The sequence below is a fragment of the Mycobacterium timonense genome, from assembly GCF_025821985.1.
Taxonomy (GTDB): domain Bacteria; phylum Actinomycetota; class Actinomycetes; order Mycobacteriales; family Mycobacteriaceae; genus Mycobacterium; species Mycobacterium avium.
Genome location: NZ_JACKSY010000002.1, coordinates 35,814 through 56,253 on the forward strand (window position 1 = coordinate 35,814; position 20,440 = coordinate 56,253).

At 64.8% G+C, this 20,440-nt stretch carries 18 protein-coding genes and 1 pseudogene; 12 read left to right on the forward strand and 7 right to left on the reverse strand.

Translation table 11 applies throughout. The annotated features are described in order from the left end of the window. Positions 1-175: 175 nt before the first annotated feature. Positions 176-589, reverse strand: coding sequence for an IS200/IS605 family transposase (gene tnpA, locus H7I87_RS00185; protein WP_063966986.1), 414 nt, complete (start codon positions 587-589; stop codon positions 176-178). A 22-nt stretch (positions 590-611) separates the two neighbouring features. Between tnpA (H7I87_RS00185) and H7I87_RS00190 the strand changes: the two genes are divergently transcribed. Then, entirely contained in the window at positions 612-2,273 is a 1,662-nt protein-coding gene (locus tag H7I87_RS00190; RefSeq protein WP_231113726.1) for a zinc ribbon domain-containing protein, read from the forward strand. Between the two features lie 214 nt (positions 2,274-2,487). After that, a complete protein-coding gene (locus H7I87_RS00195; RefSeq protein WP_112650111.1) occupies positions 2,488-2,718 on the forward strand; it encodes a hypothetical protein in 231 nt (76 codons plus the stop codon). A 112-nt stretch (positions 2,719-2,830) separates the two neighbouring features. On the opposite strand, the gene H7I87_RS00200 is transcribed toward H7I87_RS00195, so the two are convergent. Continuing rightward, positions 2,831-3,058, reverse strand: a complete 228-nt coding sequence (locus H7I87_RS00200; protein ID WP_244179182.1) for a hypothetical protein — start codon at positions 3,056-3,058, stop codon at positions 2,831-2,833. A gap of 73 nt (positions 3,059-3,131) precedes the next feature. On the opposite strand from H7I87_RS00200, the gene H7I87_RS00205 reads away from it, so the two are divergent. The 6 genes from H7I87_RS00205 (at position 3,132) to H7I87_RS00230 (ending at position 11,887) form a co-directional block, all read left to right on the forward strand. After that, positions 3,132-4,970: an FtsK/SpoIIIE domain-containing protein gene (locus tag H7I87_RS00205; protein WP_244179183.1), complete on the forward strand. Its 1,839-nt coding sequence runs from the start codon at positions 3,132-3,134 to the stop codon at positions 4,968-4,970. A gap of 303 nt (positions 4,971-5,273) precedes the next feature. Next, a complete protein-coding gene (locus H7I87_RS00210) occupies positions 5,274-6,635 on the forward strand; it encodes an NlpC/P60 family protein (protein WP_053094024.1) in 1,362 nt (453 codons plus the stop codon). Next, positions 6,625-7,863 carry a transglycosylase SLT domain-containing protein gene (locus H7I87_RS00215; protein ID WP_063966946.1) on the forward strand — a complete coding sequence of 413 codons (1,239 nt, stop codon included), beginning with the start codon at positions 6,625-6,627 and terminating at the stop codon, positions 7,861-7,863. The genes H7I87_RS00210 and H7I87_RS00215 overlap by 11 nt, the downstream gene beginning before the upstream one ends. Before the next feature lie 2 nt (positions 7,864-7,865). Next, positions 7,866-9,086: a C40 family peptidase gene (locus tag H7I87_RS00220; RefSeq protein WP_045374717.1), complete on the forward strand. Its 1,221-nt coding sequence runs from the start codon at positions 7,866-7,868 to the stop codon at positions 9,084-9,086. A 1,194-nt stretch (positions 9,087-10,280) separates the two neighbouring features. Beyond that, positions 10,281-10,997, forward strand: a complete 717-nt coding sequence (locus tag H7I87_RS00225) for a ParA family protein (RefSeq protein ID WP_045374720.1) — start codon at positions 10,281-10,283, stop codon at positions 10,995-10,997. Then, positions 10,997-11,887, forward strand: coding sequence for a ParB/RepB/Spo0J family partition protein (locus H7I87_RS00230; protein ID WP_045374722.1), 891 nt, complete (start codon positions 10,997-10,999; stop codon positions 11,885-11,887). The genes H7I87_RS00225 and H7I87_RS00230 overlap by 1 nt, the downstream gene beginning before the upstream one ends. A 338-nt stretch (positions 11,888-12,225) precedes the next feature. Here H7I87_RS00230 and tnpA (H7I87_RS00235) read toward each other — a convergent pair whose 3' ends face one another. Further along, a complete protein-coding gene (gene tnpA, locus H7I87_RS00235; RefSeq protein ID WP_062904734.1) occupies positions 12,226-12,639 on the reverse strand; it encodes an IS200/IS605 family transposase in 414 nt (137 codons plus the stop codon). Positions 12,640-12,662: 23 nt separating this feature from the next. Here tnpA (H7I87_RS00235) and H7I87_RS00240 point away from each other — a divergent pair, with 23 nt between their 5' ends. Both H7I87_RS00240 and H7I87_RS00245 read left to right on the forward strand, forming a co-directional pair. Beyond that, a complete protein-coding gene (locus tag H7I87_RS00240; protein WP_081225270.1) occupies positions 12,663-13,877 on the forward strand; it encodes an RNA-guided endonuclease InsQ/TnpB family protein in 1,215 nt (404 codons plus the stop codon). A gap of 96 nt (positions 13,878-13,973) precedes the next feature. Beyond that, a complete protein-coding gene (locus tag H7I87_RS00245) occupies positions 13,974-14,471 on the forward strand; it encodes a group II intron maturase-specific domain-containing protein (protein WP_244179184.1) in 498 nt (165 codons plus the stop codon). An 854-nt stretch (positions 14,472-15,325) separates the two neighbouring features. On the opposite strand, the pseudogene H7I87_RS00250 reads toward H7I87_RS00245, so the two are convergent. From H7I87_RS00250 to H7I87_RS00265, 4 genes and pseudogenes are all read right to left on the reverse strand, one after another. After that, positions 15,326-15,795 (reverse strand): annotated as a pseudogene (locus tag H7I87_RS00250) (IS3 family transposase); the annotation flags it as partial. 107 nt (positions 15,796-15,902) lie between these two features. After that, on the reverse strand, positions 15,903-17,294 hold the full coding sequence (ltrA, locus tag H7I87_RS00255; protein WP_276016219.1) for a group II intron reverse transcriptase/maturase: 1,392 nt from the start codon (positions 17,292-17,294) through the stop codon (positions 15,903-15,905). A 568-nt stretch (positions 17,295-17,862) separates the two neighbouring features. Next, entirely contained in the window at positions 17,863-18,357 is a 495-nt protein-coding gene (locus tag H7I87_RS00260) for an IS3 family transposase (RefSeq protein ID WP_063967133.1), read from the reverse strand. 11 nt (positions 18,358-18,368) lie between these two features. Continuing rightward, entirely contained in the window at positions 18,369-18,668 is a 300-nt protein-coding gene (locus tag H7I87_RS00265) for a transposase (RefSeq protein WP_081264589.1), read from the reverse strand. Between the two features lie 464 nt (positions 18,669-19,132). Here H7I87_RS00265 and H7I87_RS00270 point away from each other — a divergent pair, with 464 nt between their 5' ends. Together H7I87_RS00270 and H7I87_RS00275 are read left to right on the forward strand one after the other, a co-directional pair. Continuing rightward, positions 19,133-19,738: a hypothetical protein gene (locus H7I87_RS00270; protein WP_063967132.1), complete on the forward strand. Its 606-nt coding sequence runs from the start codon at positions 19,133-19,135 to the stop codon at positions 19,736-19,738. Positions 19,739-19,955: 217 nt separating this feature from the next. Then, positions 19,956-20,440 (forward strand): Rv2018 family toxin-antitoxin system antitoxin (locus tag H7I87_RS00275; RefSeq protein WP_264002497.1); only part of this gene is annotated, 485 nt, incomplete at its 3' end.

Sequence of the window (20,440 nt, forward strand, 5' to 3'; positions counted from 1 at the left end):
TTTATGGCGGGGTGAGCCCATCCCGTATGTCGCCGGGCGTAGCCCGGCGGTCAAAGAGGTCGGGCTTGGCCGTCGATGTATTGCTTGATGATCGNTGACCGAATTCTTGGGCGCAAGCCTCGCCATTTATGGCGGGGTGAGCCCATCCCGTATGTCGCCGGGCGTAGCCCGGCGGTCAAAGAGGTCGGGCTTGGCCGTCGATGTATTGCTTGATGATCGACAGCGGGGCGCCGCCGCAGGAGACGGCGAAGTAGGACGGCGACCACAGGTGGCCACGCATGCGGGCGCGGACACATGCGCCGGTGAATTCGCGCCGAACGGCGTAGGCGGTGCGGCCCTTGAGGCGCTGGGCCAGCGCCGAGATCGCCAGGGTGGGCGGATACGCGACGAGCAGGTGCACGTGGTCGGCCTCGCCGTTGAACTCGACCAACTCGACGTCGAGTTCGGCGCACACGGTGCGCATGGTGGTTTCGGCGAAGGTGAGCATCGGATCGGTGAACAGTTTGCGCCGGAACTTGGTTACGAAGACCAAATGTGCGTGCAGCAGCGACACGCTGTGCCGTCTGCGGCGATACGTCGTTTGTGTCAGTGGTCACCTCTACGGTTGTGCTGTGGGTAAGTCCTACCGCATGGCGCCGACACCGGCCGCAGCGCCGGTGCGCAAGCCTCGTGCGCGTAAACGCCCGAAAGGTGCGCCGACGCATGTGCGGTCGTGGCCGCTGCGGCCGCTCCCAACTCAGTGCCGCGAGATCGGTATCCGGTTTTTCACCGGGGTGCGGGTGTATAACGCGGTGCTGGGCGAATTCATCGCCCGAAGTCGCGCCGTGAAGTCCGACCTGGCCTGGGCGGCGGCACGCGAGTTGCCGCACCGCAGCCCCGGCGAGCGTCAGATACGGCGGACTGCCGTCCGCACCGTCGAGCAGGCACACGGTTTCACCCTCGATGCGGCTCAGTCGTTCGCGTCGTCGCTGCGCAAGTCGTGGGTGCGTGAACATCTGCCGGCGCAGGAGACCCAGAGTCTGGGGGCGCGGGCGTTTGATGCGGTGCGCCAGTGGCACGTCGGCACGAAGGGCAAGCCGCGATTCAAATCCGTGAAACGCGGGTTGCATTCGTTGGCAGCCAAGGACGGCAATGGTGCGTTGCGGCCGAAAACCGATGAGGCCGGCGCGCTGGTTGGGTTGCAGTGGGGTGCGGGGTTGGTGGTTCCGATCGCGCCTGCGGCCGTATCGGGGCGGCGCGGCCGTGAGCAGCAGGCCGAGCTGGCCGAGATCGAAGCGTTGATTGCGGCCGGCAAGGTGCGGTCGACGCGGATTGTGCGCACCGTGATCAACGGCCGCGACACCTACCGCATGCAACTGGTCTGTGATGGGCGGCCAAGTCGGCGGTACCCGGTCGGTGAAGGCCGGGTGTCGTTCGATCTCGGCCCGAGCCAGATCGCAGTAGCTGTCGAGCGCAGTGATGGTTCGTGGTCGGGCTGGGTGGAGCCGCTGGCTGATGCCATCCGGTTGGACACGCTGCGGTTGCGCCGCACCCAGCGGCATCTGGACCGGCAGCACCGCGCCGGATCACCGGACTGCTTCAACCGTGATGGCGTGCATACGGGCCGCTGCGGTTGGCGGCGTTCAGCCGCTGCGATGCGCACCACCAGGCAAGTGGCAGAGTTGCATCGCCGGTTGGCCGAGCACCGCAAGACGCTGCATGGGGCGCTGGGCAACCGATTGTTGGGCCACGGCGCCGATATCGCCTGTGAGCGACTCGACTATGTGTCGTGGCAGAAGAACTTTCCGCGCAGTGTGCGCGACCGGGCACCCGGGTCACTGGTGGAGATGGTGCGCCGCAAGGCTGAAAGCGCCGGCGGTCAGCAGCTCTACGAGTACAACCCACGCACGACCGCCTTGTCGCAAACCTGCCTGTGCGGGAACCGCAAGAAGAAACCGCTTTCGCAACGGGTGCACCGCTGCGAGTGCGGCATCAAAGAAGATCGGGACCTGTTTTCGGCCTACCTGGGACTGCATGTCCGAACCGGGGTCGATGGGGTCGATCGGCTGGACTTGCCGTCAGCCCAACAGGGCTGGGGGCATCGTCAGGACGTCGACGAGTCGCCGAAGTCCAGCCGTAGTGCATCAGCACGCAAGCGGCGAGGCCGCAGACATCCGCCTTCGCGGAGGTCAGTGGCGCGCATCAAAGCGAGGCGTAAAGCCAAAACCAAGATGCGACAGAGCCGCTCGGCGCAAACCTCCACTACCGACCAGCCCACGGCGATAGCCGCATGAACGGCCATCGAGACAGCAAGTCGGCACGAGGAATCCTCGCAGTTTCACTGCGGGGAGGACGTCAACACCAACCCGGCGCTGAGTCACGATTCGAAACGCATTGCGCTACAGCACAACACAAAGCCAGCCTGCGTCCACCTTACTAGCCCCGGCCCCGCTCAACGCCCCTGAAGTCCTCTTGAGAACACCCGGGCCACAACCAAAAGTTGCAAAGGTGAAAACCGTTCTGCTCGCGGGGCTGACCGCGCTAACCGCCACCCTGACGGCTGCCGCACTCCTGCGCCGCCGGCACACGGCCACCGCCCTCGAGGTCGGCTTCCAGATCCCCGCCAACCAACTTCCCACCAAAATCGTCGACCGGCTGCGCCACCCGAGCGCACCGGAATATGTGGTCACCTGGGATCGCGCAACCAAAGCCAGCCGATGGAGTCTGGACCCGCGATGAAAGCCAGCTCCAACCCATCCCCATCGGCACGCGCCACCTCTGACAAAGACCCCACAGAAGCCGTGCTGGCAGTACTGGCGCTCGTCGCCGCAGGCGCCTGGCTGGGCTACCGCTACATCACCAACCACCACGGCATCCTCGCCGCTTTGCGCACCAATACCACCCTTGCGCTGGCCATCTCGACAACCATCACCATCGCCGCATCAGCCCACCTGTGGTGGGCCACCCACCCCAAAGTGGCCTCCGAAACCGAGCCCGACACCTGGACGCTGCGATTCCCCGTCGCCTCGGCGACCATCGCCACCGCCGGAGCCACCTTCACCACCGCGTTCGCCGTCATCAACGGGCGGCTGCACGCACCCCTGATCCCGGCCATCGGCCTGGCCAGCGCGGCAGCGATCGCCGCGACCAGCTTGACCGTCGACCGCTACCGTCTGCGCGCCACCCGCACCAAGACCCGCAGCACCCTCATCCAAGCCCTCTACGGCCCCCTCGGACACCAGCAACCAACCCCGCTCGTGATTCCGGCCACCAGGTGGCAACCCAAGTCAGCGGTGCCCGAACAATTGACCATCCGCGCCAAACGCCCCACATTCAGCAACCCCTCGATCGATCACCACCCCGTGGATCTCGACGACACCACCGGGCCGGCGGCCCGCCGCCCCGACTTAGCAACCACCATCCGCAAGACGCTGCGCGCACACTGCGGCGCCCACTACCGGGTAAGCCCCGACCCTTCAGGCTTACGCTTCACCGCAGATCATTTCGTGCCAGAACAGATCGACGAAGACCACGCCGAACTGACCAAGAAAGTCCGCGAGGTCTTCGAGGCCACAGCAACGGTAACGGGCGATCTGACCAGCGGTTTCACGATCAAACACAGTATCGCCAAGAAGCTGACCGGCGAATTCCGCAAACGCCTCGCCGTGCAAACCCTCACCGAACTCATCGGCGGCAACTGGCGCGTCGAGTGGAAGACGCAAGCATCAGAAGTCGTCTTCATGCCCAAACCAGAACTCGACCGCGTCATCTACCCCACCCCAGTTCCCGCCGTGCGATCAATCGCCGAAGCTGTCGGCCAATACCGCCAAACCCGTTTCGCCTACGGAGTGGACTTAGACCTCGGCGTGCAGGAATGGGATCCGCTGGATTCCCCGCACACCCTTGTCGGCGGAAAAACAGGCGCAGGCAAAACCGTATACCTGCGGACCCTCATCATGATGGCCGCGCTGCGCGGCTGGGCGATCGTCCTCGTCGACTTCAAAGGTGGCTCCTTCTCCGACTTTGTCGGTTGGCCCAACGTGCACATCATCAGCAGCGACCCGTACGAATCCATCGCCACCATCCACCGCATGTACAAGCTGCAAGACGACCGAAACGCCCGCGCGCGATGGGATCAAACTCAGTGGGACGACAACCTGCCCTACCTGGTCATCGTCGACGAGGCGGCGCAGTTCAAAGTCGTTTTGGAGCGCCTGTGGAACAACGGGCTCAAACCCAAAAACGGGCCGAAAGAATGCCCTACCCTCACCGAAATCAACGAAATGGCCCGGCTAAGCCGCACCGCGCGTGTCCATCTCGTCATGTGCATGCAGCGCCCCGACCACGACCTGATCGACACCGAATCCCGCGACAACTTCGGCAACCGGGTTTCCGTCGGCCCGATCTCGCGCATCGCCGCCGAAATGCTGTTCGACGACAGCTACACCGGCCGCTTCGTGCCCCGCATCAAAGGCCGCGGCATGTCGACCGGCATCCACCAAGAACCCCGCGAAACCCAGTACTTTTTCACCCCGCCCGCCGACAGCACCGTCCCCGAGGAAGCGGCCGTGATAGCCAAACTGCGCCCGCCCGTGACGCTCGTACCCCGCTACGTGCCCGAACTACCTGCGAATCTCGGCGCCGCCACCTGGAACGACATCGCGAACGCGCCGTGGTTCCCGCTCTCGCAGCGACCAGACCTCGACCCGACCTTGGTCGTACGCAAGATCACCCACTTCGAGGGCGACTCCCGGCTGGGGTTCGACCAAGACGCCGATGCTCGGCCCGCCGAGGACTTGGTCGTGTCCGCCGCCGAACTGCAACCCAAAGACGTCGTGTCCTTCGACGGCCGCACCGGCGAAGTCGACGGTATAGACGTCGACCAACACGGAGTCGTCACCGTCATGTGGCAAGACGACGAAGACAGCAGGCTGCGCCTATCGACGCTTCACGCCAGCAACCAGGTCACGGTGCAACGCAGCTCCTCGTGAGGATGCCCGGCTCGACGAGTCACACGCCGTCGTGCGCGACACCACTGAACCACCGCCGCAGCGACCCGACGATCATCGGAACGCTCGCACTGCGCGGGCCGCGCCCGGCAAACACGATCACCAATCACGACCGGCAAGGCGCATCGACCTCGTTATAACACGCACCCTGGTCTGCTACACCGGCAAACCCTCCAAACAGACCGCGGCCAGTTGAGAGTCCTCTTGAGAACATGCAGCTAACCGCCATAGCGTCTTGAGTCAGAACCGCCGCAATGCCGGCGTCGACAAGGAAGGCTCCCGCACGTGTCGTTTGTCACCGACATGCTCTTTCCCTCGTGGATCGGAAACCTGTTTCTCGGCCCCCTGGGAAGTGTTCTGATCGAGGAATTCAAACGCTTCAGCCACGGCGGTCACGAGTTGTTCGGCACCGGTGAGCACCCCAACCTGCCGGCTCCGCCCCCGCCGCCCGGGCCGGCGCCGCAGACCGGCGGAAGCGGCCCTACTCAGGACGCAATCGACAAACTCAACGACACCATCAACAAGATGCAGCAGGAGCTCAAAGAGCTGCACGACGCCGCCACCCATGCCAGCGACCAATCAGGCGCCAATTCCGATGACGGCCGCCGCACCAACGACCGCATCCTGCGCAACGGATCCGATCTCGGCGGCGCGCTCGCCCCACAGGGCTCGACCCCGGAAGCCGAATCCGGTCGTCTCGCGGCGATGCAACAGCAGATCGACGCCCTGACCAAAAACGTGCAAGACAAGGCCAACAACGCCAACGGCATCGCTGACGCGCTGCGCAACATGGGCATGTCGCCGCTCGGGATGGGCATGCCCGGAATGGGGATGCCCGGGATGGGCATGCCCGCACTCGGCGGGCTGGGCGGTCTCGGCGCACCAGGACTGTCCCCGCTGGGCGGCCCGGCGGTGACAGCGCACCCGGCAGACGAGTTGAAACCCCCCAAGGTCACTGCGACCGACAAGGATCCGCTCGCGCCGCCGAAGTTGACCACACCCGCCGACCAGGCGACACCGCCCGCCGCCCCGTCCACCGCCCCGTCCACCCAACCCGCATCGACGCCGCCAGCAGCACCCGCAACCCCGGGCACCGCTGCGCAACCGAGCAACACCCCAGCGCCGCCGCCGGCCCCGGCACCGGAATCCAAGGACATCACCCTGCCCTCTGGGCAAGTGGTCACCGCCCCCAATCCCGCCGCCGCCAAGGCGGTGCGCACCGCCATCAACCAGCCCGCCGGCAAAGGCGACGTCGCCACCACCGCCTACGCAGGCACCGGCGTCGACATCCCCACCGACGGCGCCGACCCCGGCCGCAAAATCGACCCCGCCGACCTGCAACCCGGCGACATCGCCGTCTTCGACGACCACACCGCAATCGTCGCCGGCAACGGCCAACTCATCGGCCCCGACGGCAAACTGCAGCCCCTGGGCGTAATCAACGACATGCCCGGCTTCAACGGCTTCTACCGCCCCACCGAACCCGCCGACACCCCGTCAACGTCCAGCCCGCCCCCGCCGGCCGCGCCGCCAGAACACGACCGCGCCACAACCCTCGCAAGCCCCCCGCCGAACACAGCCACCGACACTCCAGCGGTCTCACCGGGGTTCGGCCTGCCCCCACGACCCACCGAACATGTCGGTTGAGCAGGTCGTCGACGCCTATCTGCAGGCCGCGCGCCAAATCTTGGGAGAATCAGACCCGCCCACAGCGACCCCGCCCGGGGCCAGCACAGCCACACTGCCCCACCCCGACTGGACCGGCAACGCCAACGCCACCGCCGCCACCGCCAGCGCAGCGCTACAGAAGGCCCGCACCCACCTGTACAGCACCGCCCACAACAGCGCCGACATCACAGCGACCGCTGCCCGAATCAGCGCCGAAGCCCAACAGCAGCTCGACGCGATCGCCGCCGACTGGAACCACACCAAAGCCGCCGCCGCGACAACACCGGGCCCGCTGCGCGACGCCGCCCTACTGGCCAGCGGACAACAACGCATCACCGAGGCGATGAACCTCATCTTCGCCACCGCCGCCAGATACGACCAAGCCGCCGACGCACTACGCGCGCTCACCACCGACCTCGCCGAGCACCTCAACGAAACCCACAACGGCCACGACCCTTCAACTGACACCGCAGCCGCCACTCCCCCTGCCCCACGCGACCAACCCATCCCACCTACTGCCGCAATGCCCGCCGGCGCCCCGTCCACCACCGGTGGCCTTGGCCCTGCCACGCTCGCGCCCGCGGCCGCAGGGCTGATGCCGGCCGCCATGACACCACTGGCCACACCAGCAGCGCTGATGCCGATGGCCGGCGCCCTACCGGCGGCCGCCACCACACCCCTCGGCGCAATAGGCAGCCTCACCGGACTCACCAGTTATGCAAGCCACCCCGGCGCCGGCCTCGTCGACACGAGCCCGTCTGATCAGCCGGGCTCCGGCGGCGACATCCGCGCCACCCGCGTATACCCCAACGGCTCGATAGACGCCGCGATCGACGCCGCCCTCGACGCACTCGGCATCACCGATCCCGCCGCCCGCGAACGTTGGCACACCGGCTACCAAACCCTGATCCACCGCGAATCCGGCAACAACGCCAACGCCGTCAACCTGATCGACCGCAACGCGCGCGGCCCCAAAGAACCAGACGGCGCACCCGCCGGCTCCAGTCGCGGCTTGACACAGCTCACTCCGGACAACTTCCGCAAATACCGCCTGCCGACCCTGAGCAACAACATCTACGACCCCATCGCCAACATCGCCGCCTCCATCCGCTACGTCATGGACGTGCACAAAGTGCAACCCAGCGCGATCGACCTCGCGGCCAAGGTCCAGCAAGCCAACCCCCACGCACCCGCGGCGGCCTACTAACCATGTGGCAACTCGTCGACGACTACCTCCACCAGGCACGAAGCCTGTTGGGCACCGGCACACCAGCCCTGCCCGCACCAGCGAATCCACCGCCGACCGGCCCGCTAACGCCCCACACCTGGACCGGCCCGGCCGCCACCACAGCGACCGCCACTACCCAGACATTGGGGAACACCCGCGGCCAGCTCACCACCGCACAATCACACACCGACCACCAACTCACCGCCGCTGCCGACATCTCCCGCACCGCACACCGCGCCCTCAATGCCATCCAAACCAGCTGGGAATCCGACAAAGCAGCGCTGGGACCATTCGCCAACACCCCTGAAGGCCAATCAGCACTCAACCGGGCGGGCCATCAGCGCATCACCGAAACCCAAGCCCTGGTCAACGACACCGCAACCCGATACGGGACAGCCGCCGCCAACGTCCGCACCGCCCAGCTCGGGCTCCCCACCATCGACGACCCCAACGCCACCCCCGATCCCGACGACGATCCCACCCGGCGTCCCCGACACCCCAGACCCGACCGGCCCGACGCCCCCGACCCGCGCCGCCCGCCGGCAGCCAGCGACCCACCCGCGCCCCAGACCGGCCGCGGCGCACCATCGCTTCCCAACGCGCCAACGGGATTAGCCGCGAACCCGATACGGCCCCCCATCACCGGCGCCGGGACGCCGATGAGCCCCAGTCTTCCGGCGGGTGGGATGCCGATCGGCGGCGCAACACCGATGAGCGCCCTTTCCGCGCTGCTTCAGCCACTCGAGCAAGCCGTCGAGCAAGCAGCCACGCCGGCCACCGCCAGCGCCGAGACCAGCCACCACAATGACGACCCCCCCGCCAGTGAGGGCGAGAAGATCGTCAACGCCGCCCGCCGGGCGCTGGGCCTGCCCTACATCTGGGGCGGCGGCAACGCCGCCGGGCCGACCGGTGGGGGCTTCGACTGCTCGGGGCTGGTCCAATACAGCGTTGCCCAAGCCACCAACGGCCAACTGATCCTGCCCCGCACCACCTACGAGCAGATCAACTGCGGACGTTTGACCGACCTTGCCGACGCCCGACCGGGAGACCTAGTCTTCTCCAACTTCTCCGCCCCAGGGGTGCCCGAACATGTCCAGATCTACGCGGGACAAGGCCGCGTCATCGAAGCCCAGCAGAGCGGTGTGCCCATCAAGGTCAGCCCCCTGCCCGCCGGGCAGGTCATCATCAAACGAGTAATTTGATCCTCAGATCGGCCGGTAACGCCCAAATGGCCGTTCCGCCCGGCTATTTGGCCCAGGACGGACCACAGCCCAGCTACGGCTATAAGGCCCGGACGCCGTTGCGTCACTGTGACGCCACAATCCGGTCCAGCGTCGCCGGGCGGCGTTCTGTCGAACCCGGGTGTCCGTTCTCGCGCGCGATCAGACGCATGCGCATTTGGCCCGACACCGTCCACTCGGCCAGCTCCTGTAGCCTGGCGCTAGCACTCGTTGCTATCGTTTAGTGATGGCAAAGACGGTGACAGGATCTCCGGCCGGTCTGCGCGCAATCCGGGCCGCTATCACAGAACTCGAGCCCTGGAGAAGCCCCGGCCACGCCGACTGGCTTGCCGCCGCCGAACCGCCGGTCTCCCGACGTACGCGAAAGCTGGTACGCGCGCATGGTCCGCTCGCAAGGGGTCGATGCATTATTGCCCAGCTCGGTAGACGCGACCACATCGATTGCGTTCGCGGTGGGCCCCGAGCCGACCCGCGGAGAATCATCGATCGCAAGGGGACGCGCGGGGCGGCCCGCCGAAGTAGCGGATCTACGCGCCGAGGCCTACATCGACTGCCGTTGCATCCCATCGTTGGACTCGCGCGATTTCTCTGCGATAGCACGTGGCCTAACCGCAATCGAGGGACTGCGCGGCGGGTGCCGCAGGCGACGTGGGCGAAGCGAGTTGAGGGCGCCGGCGCGGGGCCGGTCAGCGTGGCAGTCAGAGCGCATAGCGCATATGCGTTCGAACCGCTCGGTGGCCCGGTGGCGCCGACATTGCGGCCTGCCCGCCGGCGCGGGGAAATTTGTTCGGAAACGCTAGTACAAGCAGTTAGAGGTTCCATTGGGATGCGGCGCTTTGGCGCCACAGCAGCGAGATCTTCGCGGTCCGATCCCAAGCGACAGCAGATGCAGTTTTCCGCGGAAAACTACCTTCGCCTGAACACGATAAATGCAGGTCACAGCAGTCTGCGGACGCAACTCCTGGTCCTAGCAAGCGTTCGGGGCGGCGTTGCGCAGGTGCACCATGTCACGCAGTTTTCCGCGGAAAACTGGTCAATTGTTGCGCAGAATTCAGCGTGTCGGGGGCCGGTTGTAGTGTGTCGGACGTAGTCTTTGGCTGCCTGTTCCCCGTAGGCCGCGATCGCGGTCGAAGAACACGAAGGTCCCTCTCCCCTATGACTAGAGTTGTCACTGTTTTGAACCAAAAAGGCGGTGTCGGCAAGAGCACAGCGACCGTCAACCTCGCAGCAGTGCGAGCCGAAACGCTGACCGCCGACCTCGACCCGCAAGCCTTCTCGCCAGTTGCCGCAGTGTCGATTGACCCGCAGGGCTCGGCGAAATGGTGGGCCAACCGAGTCGACGCACTCCCCTTCCATCTCGTCCAAGCACACGACGATCCCCTCGAGTGGCTAAGGCAGCTCAACAATCTCCCCGGCATCGCCGAGGTGTACGTCGACACCGCAGGGTGGTTCGACCTTGACCCGGATTCCTGCGGGGATGGTCTCGGCGACGGATACTCCGCGGACGCGCTCAGGACCGTCCTGGACGTCACCGACGAAGCGATCGTGCCCATCCTGCCCGCCCCAATGTGCTTCGACCCGACCGCACGGACGATCCGCAAGCTCCTCGAACCGCGAAACATTCCCTACCGCGTCTTCATCAACGACTGGGACCCCCGAGACGGTGAGCACTGGCTGTTGGAAACACAGAACTTCATTCGCCGACAGGGATGGCCGTTAGCTGACACGGTGGTGCGCCACTACAAGATTCACACGAATGCCTCGAACGAGGGCATCGTGGTCACCCAGTACAAGAAGACCGGCACAGCCGCCAACGCGGCGGCTGACTACTACAACCTCGCAGACGAACTCAACATGGTAGGAGCCCGCTAATGGGACGCGGCGGTGTTAAGACATTCGATGCCCTCGTTGACGCTGTCGGCGACAATTCGTCAGTCGACGGCTCTGCGCATGTACCGGTAGTCACGCCACGATCGGGACTGTCCCGATCGGTGCCACTACGAGACTTGGTAGCCAACCCATACAACCCCCGCGATTCACTCGGCGACCTAGACGAACTGGCATCAATCGTCGATTTCCAACTCCAGCCGGTCGTGGTTGTCACCCGGGGTGCGTTTCAGAACATCTATCCGCAAGCCACGATTTCGGCGCGCTGGGTGGTCATCATCGGCAACCGCCGCCTAGCGGCCGCACAGAAGTTCGGCCGGCCCGAACTCGACGTCGTCATCAAGGACGAGTTGGCCAAAGACCACGCAACACTGCTCACCGCGATTATTTCCGAGAACGTCGATCGCTCCGGCTTCGATGTCATCGAGGAAGCCAAGGCCGTCGAGAAGCTTGTAGAGGAGTTCGGCAGCGCCGACGCTGCGGCCGAACACCTCCGAAAGAGTAAGACGTGGGTCTCACATAGGCGAGCGCTGCTCAACCTGACACCAGACCTTCAGGAAGCCACTCGCAGAGGCGATCTCGCGATTCGGGAGGCACGTTCGCTTGCGCGCGTGCCACTTGAGCAGCAGGTGGCACGGTGGAACGCGACCCGCGACCGAAACAGACGTGACGGCGACAGCAATCATGAAGTGGGGGAGGGGACTGGACAACCAGCGCCTGCAAGCGAGGCGTCGGCGCCGAACCTGCGGTCGGTGACAAAGGCGTTGCGGAAGTTCGATACCGAACCGAACGCCTTGGCCGCTGCATTGCACCAGCAGCTTGGCGATACAGGAGCTCGGACACTCGTCACTCAGCTCAGGAAATTGTTGAAGTAGCCAAGCGGGTATCAGTTTTCCGCGGAAAACTGACACCCACTCGTGACGCAACGGCAAGATACGGGGGCGGTGAATTCCCCAGGGAATCAATCGGTTTCGGGGCGCCGCAAGCGTCAGCCGGGCTCGCGACGGCAGCACACGCCGCCCGCAAACCGACGCCCGGTTGCTGGGAAACCGTGCGCCCATGCCGGACCTCCGGCGGGGTGCCGACTGACCAAGTTACCCGCTGTGTGATGGCTTGAGTGGGTGCGGTGCCGGTGACCGGATTCTTGGGCGCAAGCCTCGGACTTTAGTCCGGGGTGAGCCCATCCTGTTTGTCGCCGGGCGTAGCCCGGCGGTCAGAGTGGCCGCGCTTGGCCGTCGATGTACTGCTTGATGATCGATAGTGGTGCGCCGCCGCAGGAGACGACGAAGTAGGACGGCGACCAGAGGTGCCCGCGCATTCGCGCACGGACACACGCGCCGGTGTACTCGCGGCGGACCGCGTACGCGGTGCGGCCTTTGAGGCGCTGGACCAGGGTGGAAATCGCCAGCGTGGGCGGGTAGGAGACGAGCAGGTGCGCGTGGTCGGCTTCGCCGTTGAACTCGACCAGATCGGCGCCGAGCTCGTCGCACGCGCCGCGCATGGTGTGTTCGGTGAAGGTGAGCATGTCATCGGTGAACACCGCACGGCGGTATTTGGTCACGAACACCAGGTGGGCGTGGAGCAAGGAAACGCTGTGCCGGGCGCGGCGATAGGCCGGTGTTGTCATAGGTGCGCCTTACAGTCGTGGGTATGCAGATGCGCTATCGGTATCGCATCGAACCGACACCCGGCCAGCAGGAGATGCTGGCGCGGGTGTTCGGCTGTTGCCGGGTGGTGTTCAACGACGCGCTGCGGATCCGGGATCAGGCGTATCAGGCCGGGGTGAAACTGTCCGACAGTGAGATTCAGCGTCGGGTGATCACCGCAGCCAAAAGGACTGAAGAGCGGGTCTGGCTGGCTGAGGTGCCCAGTGTCGCGTTGGTGCAGTCGGTCAACGATTCCCGGCGGGCGTGGCGTAACTTCTTCGACTCGGCTACCGGAAAACGCCGCGGCCGGAAAGTGGGCCGTCCGCGGTTCAAGTCCCGCAAGGACCATCGCCAGTCGTTTCGGCTCACCCGTAACGGCTTCTCGGTCCGCGACAACGGCCGGCTCTTTGTGGCCAAGGTCGGCGAAGTGCGGGTGCGCTGGTCGCGGGAGCTGCCGTCGACGCCCTCTTCGGTCACGATCATCCGGGAACCCGACGGGCACTTCTACGCCAGCTTCGTCGTCGACGCCGCGGCCACACCGCTGCCGGTAGTCGACCGGGAGGCCGGCGTGGATGTCGGGATCGCCCGGTTGGCCACGGTGGCCACCACCGACGGCCATCGAATCGATATCGGCAACCCGAAGCATTTGGGCCGCAAACTACGCAAGTTGCGTCGGTTGGAGCGGGAGAAGTCCCGCCGGCAGAAAGGATCAGCCAACAGGGCCAAGACGCGGCGCAAGGTCGCCATCGCGCACAACGAGGTTGCTCGTGCTCGGCGGGACTATCACCACAAGCAGGCTTTGGCGTTGGTTCGCGAGAATCAAGTGATCCACGTCGAGGACCTCAACATCGCTGGGATGGTCCGCAATCGCCGGCTGGCACGTGCAATCAGTGATGCCGGGTGGGGGCAGTTCGTGAAGATCATCGGCGAGAAAGCCGACCACTACGGGCGCACCGTGCGCACCGTGTCACGGTGGTTGGCGTCGAGCAAAACTTGCTCAACACCTGGGTGTGGGCATCGCCTCGACGAACTTCCGCTACAGATCCGCACGTGGACGTGCCCGCAGTGCGGGGCGGTCCACGACCGCGACCACAACGCCGCCAAGGTCATTCTCGCTGCCGGGCGGGCAGAGAGACTAAACGACTGTGGAGCCCGTGTAAGACCGCAACCCGTTGCGGCAGTGGGTGTTGAAGCAGGAAGCACCCCAACAGCGGCGTAAGCCGCCAGCGGGAATCCCCGGACTTCAGTCCGGGGAGCACGTCAAGGTGTGGTGCTGTGTCGCAACGCGGCACAAGCCGAGCACGCCTTGGCGGCGGTGGGAGAAATCTTGGCGTCATTGGGGTTGCGGCTGCATCCGGACAAAACGAAGGTAGTCGACCTACGGGAGGGTCGGGAGGGGCTGGATTTTCTGGGCTGTCACTTCCGAGCTCGCATGTCGGGGCGGCTGTGGGAACAACGGCGCATCGTGCGCTACTACCTGCACCGTTGGCCGTCACAGCGGGCGATGAAGCGGCTGCGGGAGAAGGTCCGCGACCGCACCGGCCGCAACCGCGCCGGGACAGACATCCGCGTCATCATCGCGGAGCTGACTCCGATCTTGCGCGGCTGGGGAAATTACTTTCGCACCGGCAACGCCGCCGACAAGTTCACCCAGATCGACCGGTACGTGTGGCGGCGGTTGTTCCGCTTGATGGTTAAGAAGCGGGGCCGCAACCTTCGTGCTGGGCAAGCTGATCAGTGGACTGAGCCGTGGTTCAACGGGCACGGCCTGTATCGACTTCGTGGCACCATCCGTTACCCGAAGGCTGCGTAACCATGTCTAGAAGATCATCGGTAAGCCGTGTGCGGGAAAACCGCACGCACGGATTGAAAGGGGGATGGGGAAACGGGTCTGCCTTGCAGACACCGCGCCCCTGACTACCAATGCAGACATCAAGCCCCAGCGCGGTCCCGGCCGACTACACGGCCAACACCGACACCGTTCCCGTTGGCCTGAACGGTTCGCAACGCGAACGTTACCTCGGCCTCGATCGCACACAACGCAGGACATGCAGACATCAAGCCCCAGCGCGGTCCCGGCCGACTACACGGCCAACACCGACACCGTTCCCGTTGGCCTGAACGGTTCGCAACGCGAACGTTACCTCGGCCTCGATCGCACACAACGCAGGATCTACCGCTACCACTACGACGTGTGTGGCCGCCTCGCCTCCCATTGCTACAAGCTCGCGGTCGGCGAAAACCTATGGCCAGCAGTACCAAATGAAAGAAGGAACGATGACGGCTCTGACCGCTAACATCGCACGCCATCTTGCGGCTCGGCTTGCCGATCTCGGCATCGAGACATCCGCAGAACGGCTGCAAGAGCTGGCGGCGGGCGAACACGCTACCCATGCCGAAGTCGATGCCATCAATGAACTCTCGATGGCACTGTTTGCGGAGTACATCAACCGCGGCGGCACAAACTACGACCTGGTCAGCCGCACCCTTAGCGACGTGGGGCACTCCAAACNACCCATGCCGAAGTCGATGCCATCAATGAACTCTCGATGGCACTGTTTGCGGAGTACATCAACCGCGGCGGCACAAACTACGACCTGGTCAGCCGCACCCTTAGCGACGTGGGGCACTCCAAACTGGGCTTGACCCTGTTTGGTGGACACAGGGTCAGGCGGCTTGTGCCGTCTGAGTGAGTTGGTCTTCGAACTCGACCGGCCTCATCATAGCGAGGGCCGAATGACGTCTGCGTCGGTTATAGACCCGCTCGATCCAATCGCCCACGGCGAGCTTGGCGGCCGCTTTGGTCGGCCACAGGTGTCGGTCGTAGAACTCGACTTTCAGTGTGGCCCAAAACGATTCCTGCTGGGCATTGTCCCAACACACCGCGGTGCTGAACGGGCCAGGTTGTGCTCGCGGGCGAACCGGGCGAGCTGTGCTGAGGTGTACTGGCAGCCGCGATCCGCGTGCAACACGACCTGCTCGGCGAGCTCGCCGCGCATCGCCACAGCCATCTCCACGGCGGCCTGGACCAGATCGGTGTGCAGGTAATCGTCGATGGCCCAGCCGATCACCTTTCGTGAGCAGCCATCACGGACGGCGCACAGATACAACCAGCCCTCACCCGTGCTCAGATAGGTGTAGGGGTCGGACCGAGGCGCGGTGTCGGCATTTCTGCCAATCCGTTTCCCCGGCCCGCCCTCCGAACCCGCCGAGCGAATCTCTCCGCAACGGGCTCTCCACGGATTCATGCCACTGGTGCAGTGATGTCCGTCGGCCTCGCTGTCCATGGGGTATTGATCTTCGTGCCCCGGTAGCGGTATCGGGTGACCTCTACCTTCTGCGGCCGGAACATCGCCGTCTTGCCTTCGCGGATCTGCCAATTGGGCAGGAACCGTCGATGGAAGACGCCCCACGCCAGCCCGTGGTGCCGTTTGCGCATCCAGGTCACCACCCGCCACCATGCGAAGTGGTCGAGGTAGTCGAAGGTGCGTTTGGACACCCCGTGCTGAAAGTAGTTGCACCATCCCCGAAGGACGGGGTTGAGTCGGCGCAACAGATCAGCCAGCGTCCGATGTTTGTGTCGCCGCGTCAGATTCCTGACCTTCTCGGTGATGGACATGAGTGCCTTCTTCGACGGCCAGGTGTAGACGTAGTGCTTGGTCGTGCCCTTCTTGAGCTGCCGCTGGATGCGGAAGCCGAGGAACTCAAACCCCTCGTCGATGTGGCAAACCCTGCTCTTTTCGACCGACAGGCGCAGGCCCATCGGCGCGAGCACTGCCGCGATCTCGCCCCACAGCGCTTCGGCATCAACGCGAGTGCCGTGGACCATGACACAAAAATCGTCCGCGTAGCGGACGATTTTCATGGTCGGGACTCCTGCGCGTCGATGCTTGGCACGTGTCCATTCCGAGCCGAGCGCCTTCCACTTCGCGGCGAAGTGCTCATCGATAACGGACAGGGCGACATTGCTGAGCAGTGGTGACAGGATTCCGCCTTGCGGAGTGCCGGTGACGTTGTCCCGGTAGCCGAGATCCTTCGAGAGAATCCCTGCCTTGAGAAACGACTTCACCAGGGCCAGAACGCGTTTATCCCCGATGCGTCGCCGCAACCGGTCCATGAGGGCCGAATGCGAGATTTCGTCGAAGCACGCCGTGATGTCTCCCTCGAAAACCCAGTGATAGGCCCGTGAGCCGCTGGCGAGGTGATGGATCTCGGCGATGGCGTCCTGGGCTCGCCTGCGTGGCCGGAACCCGTATGAGCACGGATGAAAGTCCGCCTCGAAAATGGGCTCCAACACCAGCTTCAGCGAAGCTTGCACGACCCGGTCGGCGACGGTCGCGATACCCAGGCTGCGGAGCTTGCCGTTCGCCTTCGGGATCGTCACCTCCCGCACCGGATCCGGCCGGAACACCCGCTCCTTGAGTTCCTGACGGAGCCGCGCAAGCAATCCGACCGCCTCCACCGGGCCGACAGACCGCGGTGCGATCCCATCGGTTCCAGCAGAACGCGCACCCTTGTTCGTCCGCACCCGCTCCCACGCGACGGTGAGGAACGCGGGGTCATAAACGAGGTTGTACAAATCATCGAAACAGCGGTCGGTTTCATCAACCGCCCAGTGGTGCAGCTTGCGCTGCATCCTGCGTACCCGCAGCTCGGCCGTATCCGGGTCGGGCCACGAAGCACTCGTATTCACAAGTGACCTCCACAGTTTGCGTACTTGCCGCGAACCTGCTGGAGCCCTTCGCCATGTGACCGGCTTTCCCGGCCTCGGACTACTACGGCTCCTCCGCCCCACCACACCGGCATCAGCCGACGACTGCCTTCCCCTCCCGCCCGGCGGGCTGCCGGGTCGGGTCGGGGACCGGCGCGGTGGTTCCCGTGTTCACTGTCAACCGATCGACGGGTGAGGTGCCCAGCTATGCCCCTGCGACCTCGTCACGGCTACGCCGCAGACCTTCACCGTGACCTCCCGAACCGGCGACATCAACCGGCCCGCGAGTTCCCCGCCATCAGGGCGGGTGCGCGTCGCTGCCCAGCCCACATCCGCCAGGTTGGAGCTGGTGTTTTTCTCTTGAGAGGCGTTCAGCCGCTGGTTCCTCGCGTACACCTTCCCGTCTCGCTAGCCGGACCCAACCCGTCTGGCAGTACCAGGCCGTCCCGGCGTTGTCGGGGCTGCTTCCCACCCTCACCGTTGCCTCCTCGGATCAGGCTGCCCCCAGCTTCTGCCGCGCCACTGCGATGACTCGGCGACGGTGGTCTCTCACCCCCGTTCGGTCAAACAGCGCCTCACGGCGCTCGATATCCGAGGTCCACACCCGGTTGAGGATCCCGGTGTCGAAACGACGCTTGACCAGGTCTTTAGGCACCGCAGCATCGAGGTCAACCACCGTGGTGGCCGGCGCGAACCGCCGGGGGCAGATCCCGGCCAAACCCTGCCGACGCAGCGAGGCAGCCACCGTCTTGCGCGAGACCCGCTCACCGTCATCGCGTAGATCGGCCAGGATGCGCGGGGCGCCGTAGACGCCGTCGGAGGCCGCGTGGAACTTGGCGACCTTGGCGTCCAACTCGGCGCGCCGTTGCTGTGCCGGGGTCGGTCCGCGCTCGCGGGATTTGCGCCATTTGTAATACCCCGAGCGCGACACCTCCAGGCACTCGCACATCCGCTTAACCGTGTAGGTGGCCTTCTCCGCCTCGATCACCCGGTAGGCTTCTACCGGTGTTGTTCGGAGACGAAGAAGGCCGCGGCTTTTTTCAAAAACTCACGGTCCAAACGTAATTCGGCATTCTCACGGCGCAGGCGCTCCAACTCTGCGCGTTCATCAGCATCTAGCACCGCACCAGTATCACCACCCGAAGCCGCTTGACGTTGAAGGCGCACCCAACGCCCCAGCACTGCTTCACCAACACCGATCTCGGCCGCCACGTGAGCCACCGGCCGGCCGGTCTCAATCACCAGGCGAGCAGCCTGCTCCCGAAACTCCCGGGTGTACTTGCGACGCTTGCCCGACATACGGACATCCTTCCCGCGGGACCAGCAGCCCCACCAGTCAGGTGTCCACCATCAGGGGTCAACCCCACAGCCCCACCAGTCAGGTGTCCACCATCAGGGGTCAACCCCAGCGGTTCGTTGTGGCTACTCAGGCGTATATCGCGTGCCCCACTGACCCTTTGCAGCAAGACGGCACTCCGCACACGATCATCGGTTGCGGTGCGCTGATCCCTGATGATCGGGACGATGAGGGCTTGGTCGACTGCCCCGAGTGCGGGATCTGGTTCGACCCGACAAAGGAACGCGACCCGCAATCTGCCTAGAAACTAGTTACTAGATTCTGGTCAGAACGGCCCCAGGTCAATCGCGGTCTCACACAGGTGTAAGTCCGTGTAACCAACGTTGCGAGACACCACACCTAGCGCTCCGCGTGCCACACCCACCACCATGTGCAGTCGACCTGCCCAATACGGCAAAATCGCAGCATGATGCCTACCGACGGCGCCGGCAAGATCGCTAAAGCTGAAGCCCGCATCAAGGACCTTGCCTACCAAATCTTCAAGGCTTCAATGCTGCACACGCAGCTGTTATGTGCCCGGGAAGGCTGCCTCGACATCGACTGGCGAACCGCCCTCATCGAAACCACCGCACGGCCCATCGACGACATCGCCGTCGACCACCAACAGATCCGGGAACGCGCCGCCCGTGAGGTCGCCAACATGCCCGACGCCGACTGGGAACCAGACATGAAAGCCGGCTGGCGGGCATCACTCGAGGCCTGGTACACGGCCAGTAAAAATTGCCTCGACGACATGGAAGAACTCGAAAAACAAACCCGCGCCGAAGCAGGCAAACCTGTCGACGACATCACCGAGCGCTACGCGATGGAGCGCGACCTGCACACGGCCTCATACCGCGCCGGCCTTACCGCCGGCGGCCTGGCCACCGACTGGTACCAGTGGCTACTCAACCGCGTCAAGCAATGGCCCAACACAAACCGCCGCGACAGCCAGCTCGCCGAGATGGAAGAACCGGGCTACCGCCAGAAGCTGCAACAGCTGCCGCCCTACTGGGCATTAGAGCGACACTGACCATTTGGTGATCCGGGCGCCTGCCGAACTANCGCCGCGACAGCCAGCTCGCCGAGATGGAAGAACCGGGCTACCGCCAGAAGCTGCAACAGCTGCCGCCCTACTGGGCATTAGAGCGACACTGACCATTTGGTGATCCGGGCGCCTGCCGAACTACCTCACAATCGTGTCGTATGTTGTTGCCAAACTGGCAGCGACGAGCGGAGGTGAGTCAGCCATGCCAGCAGACGATCTGCGGTTCGACGTGCCTCTGTACACGCTCACCGAAGCGTCCCGATACCTCATCGTGCCTAGACCAACGTTGACGACGTGGATCGAGGGTTACGAACGCCGCCCACCCGCCGCCNCNGCCGTGAAGAAAGGACCCATCNTCACCGCGTTTCCCGAACGCGAGCGGGGACGCGCACGCCTCCCGTTTATCGGAGTCGCGGAAGCCTACGTACTCAACGCATTTCGCCGCGCCGGCGTGCCCATGCAACGCATCCGACCATCGATCGACTGGCTGCTAAAGAATGTGGGCCCGCACGCTCTGGCCTCCAGGGACCTCTACACCGACGGCGCCGAAGTCCTCTGGCACTTCGCTCAACGGGCCGGCGAAGGCAGCCCCGACGAACAAGTCGTCAAAGGCCTCATCGTGCCGAGATCCGGCCAGTACGTCTTCAAAGACATCGTTGCGCACTACCTCAAGCAAATCCGTTTCGG

Excerpts from the sequence above, each read along its gene's own strand:
- H7I87_RS00200 (WP_244179182.1), bottom strand. The coding sequence starts at position 3,058 with ATGACGGCGAACGCGGTGGTGAAGGTGGCTCCGGCGGTGGCGATGGTC.
- H7I87_RS00215 (WP_063966946.1), top strand. The coding sequence starts at position 6,625 with ATGTCGGTTGAGCAGGTCGTCGACGCCTATCTGCAGGCCGCGCGCCAA.
- H7I87_RS00220 (WP_045374717.1), top strand. The coding sequence starts at position 7,866 with ATGTGGCAACTCGTCGACGACTACCTCCACCAGGCACGAAGCCTGTTG.
- H7I87_RS00225 (WP_045374720.1), top strand. The coding sequence starts at position 10,281 with ATGACTAGAGTTGTCACTGTTTTGAACCAAAAAGGCGGTGTCGGCAAG.
- H7I87_RS00230 (WP_045374722.1), top strand. The coding sequence starts at position 10,997 with ATGGGACGCGGCGGTGTTAAGACATTCGATGCCCTCGTTGACGCTGTC.
- tnpA (WP_062904734.1), bottom strand. The coding sequence starts at position 12,639 with ATGACAACACCGGCCTATCGCCGCGCCCGGCACAGCGTTTCCTTGCTC.
- H7I87_RS00240 (WP_081225270.1), top strand. The coding sequence starts at position 12,663 with ATGCAGATGCGCTATCGGTATCGCATCGAACCGACACCCGGCCAGCAG.
- ltrA (WP_276016219.1), bottom strand. The coding sequence starts at position 17,294 with ATGCAGCGCAAGCTGCACCACTGGGCGGTTGATGAAACCGACCGCTGT.
- H7I87_RS00265 (WP_081264589.1), bottom strand. The coding sequence starts at position 18,668 with ATGTCGGGCAAGCGTCGCAAGTACACCCGGGAGTTTCGGGAGCAGGCT.
- H7I87_RS00270 (WP_063967132.1), top strand. The coding sequence starts at position 19,133 with ATGATGCCTACCGACGGCGCCGGCAAGATCGCTAAAGCTGAAGCCCGC.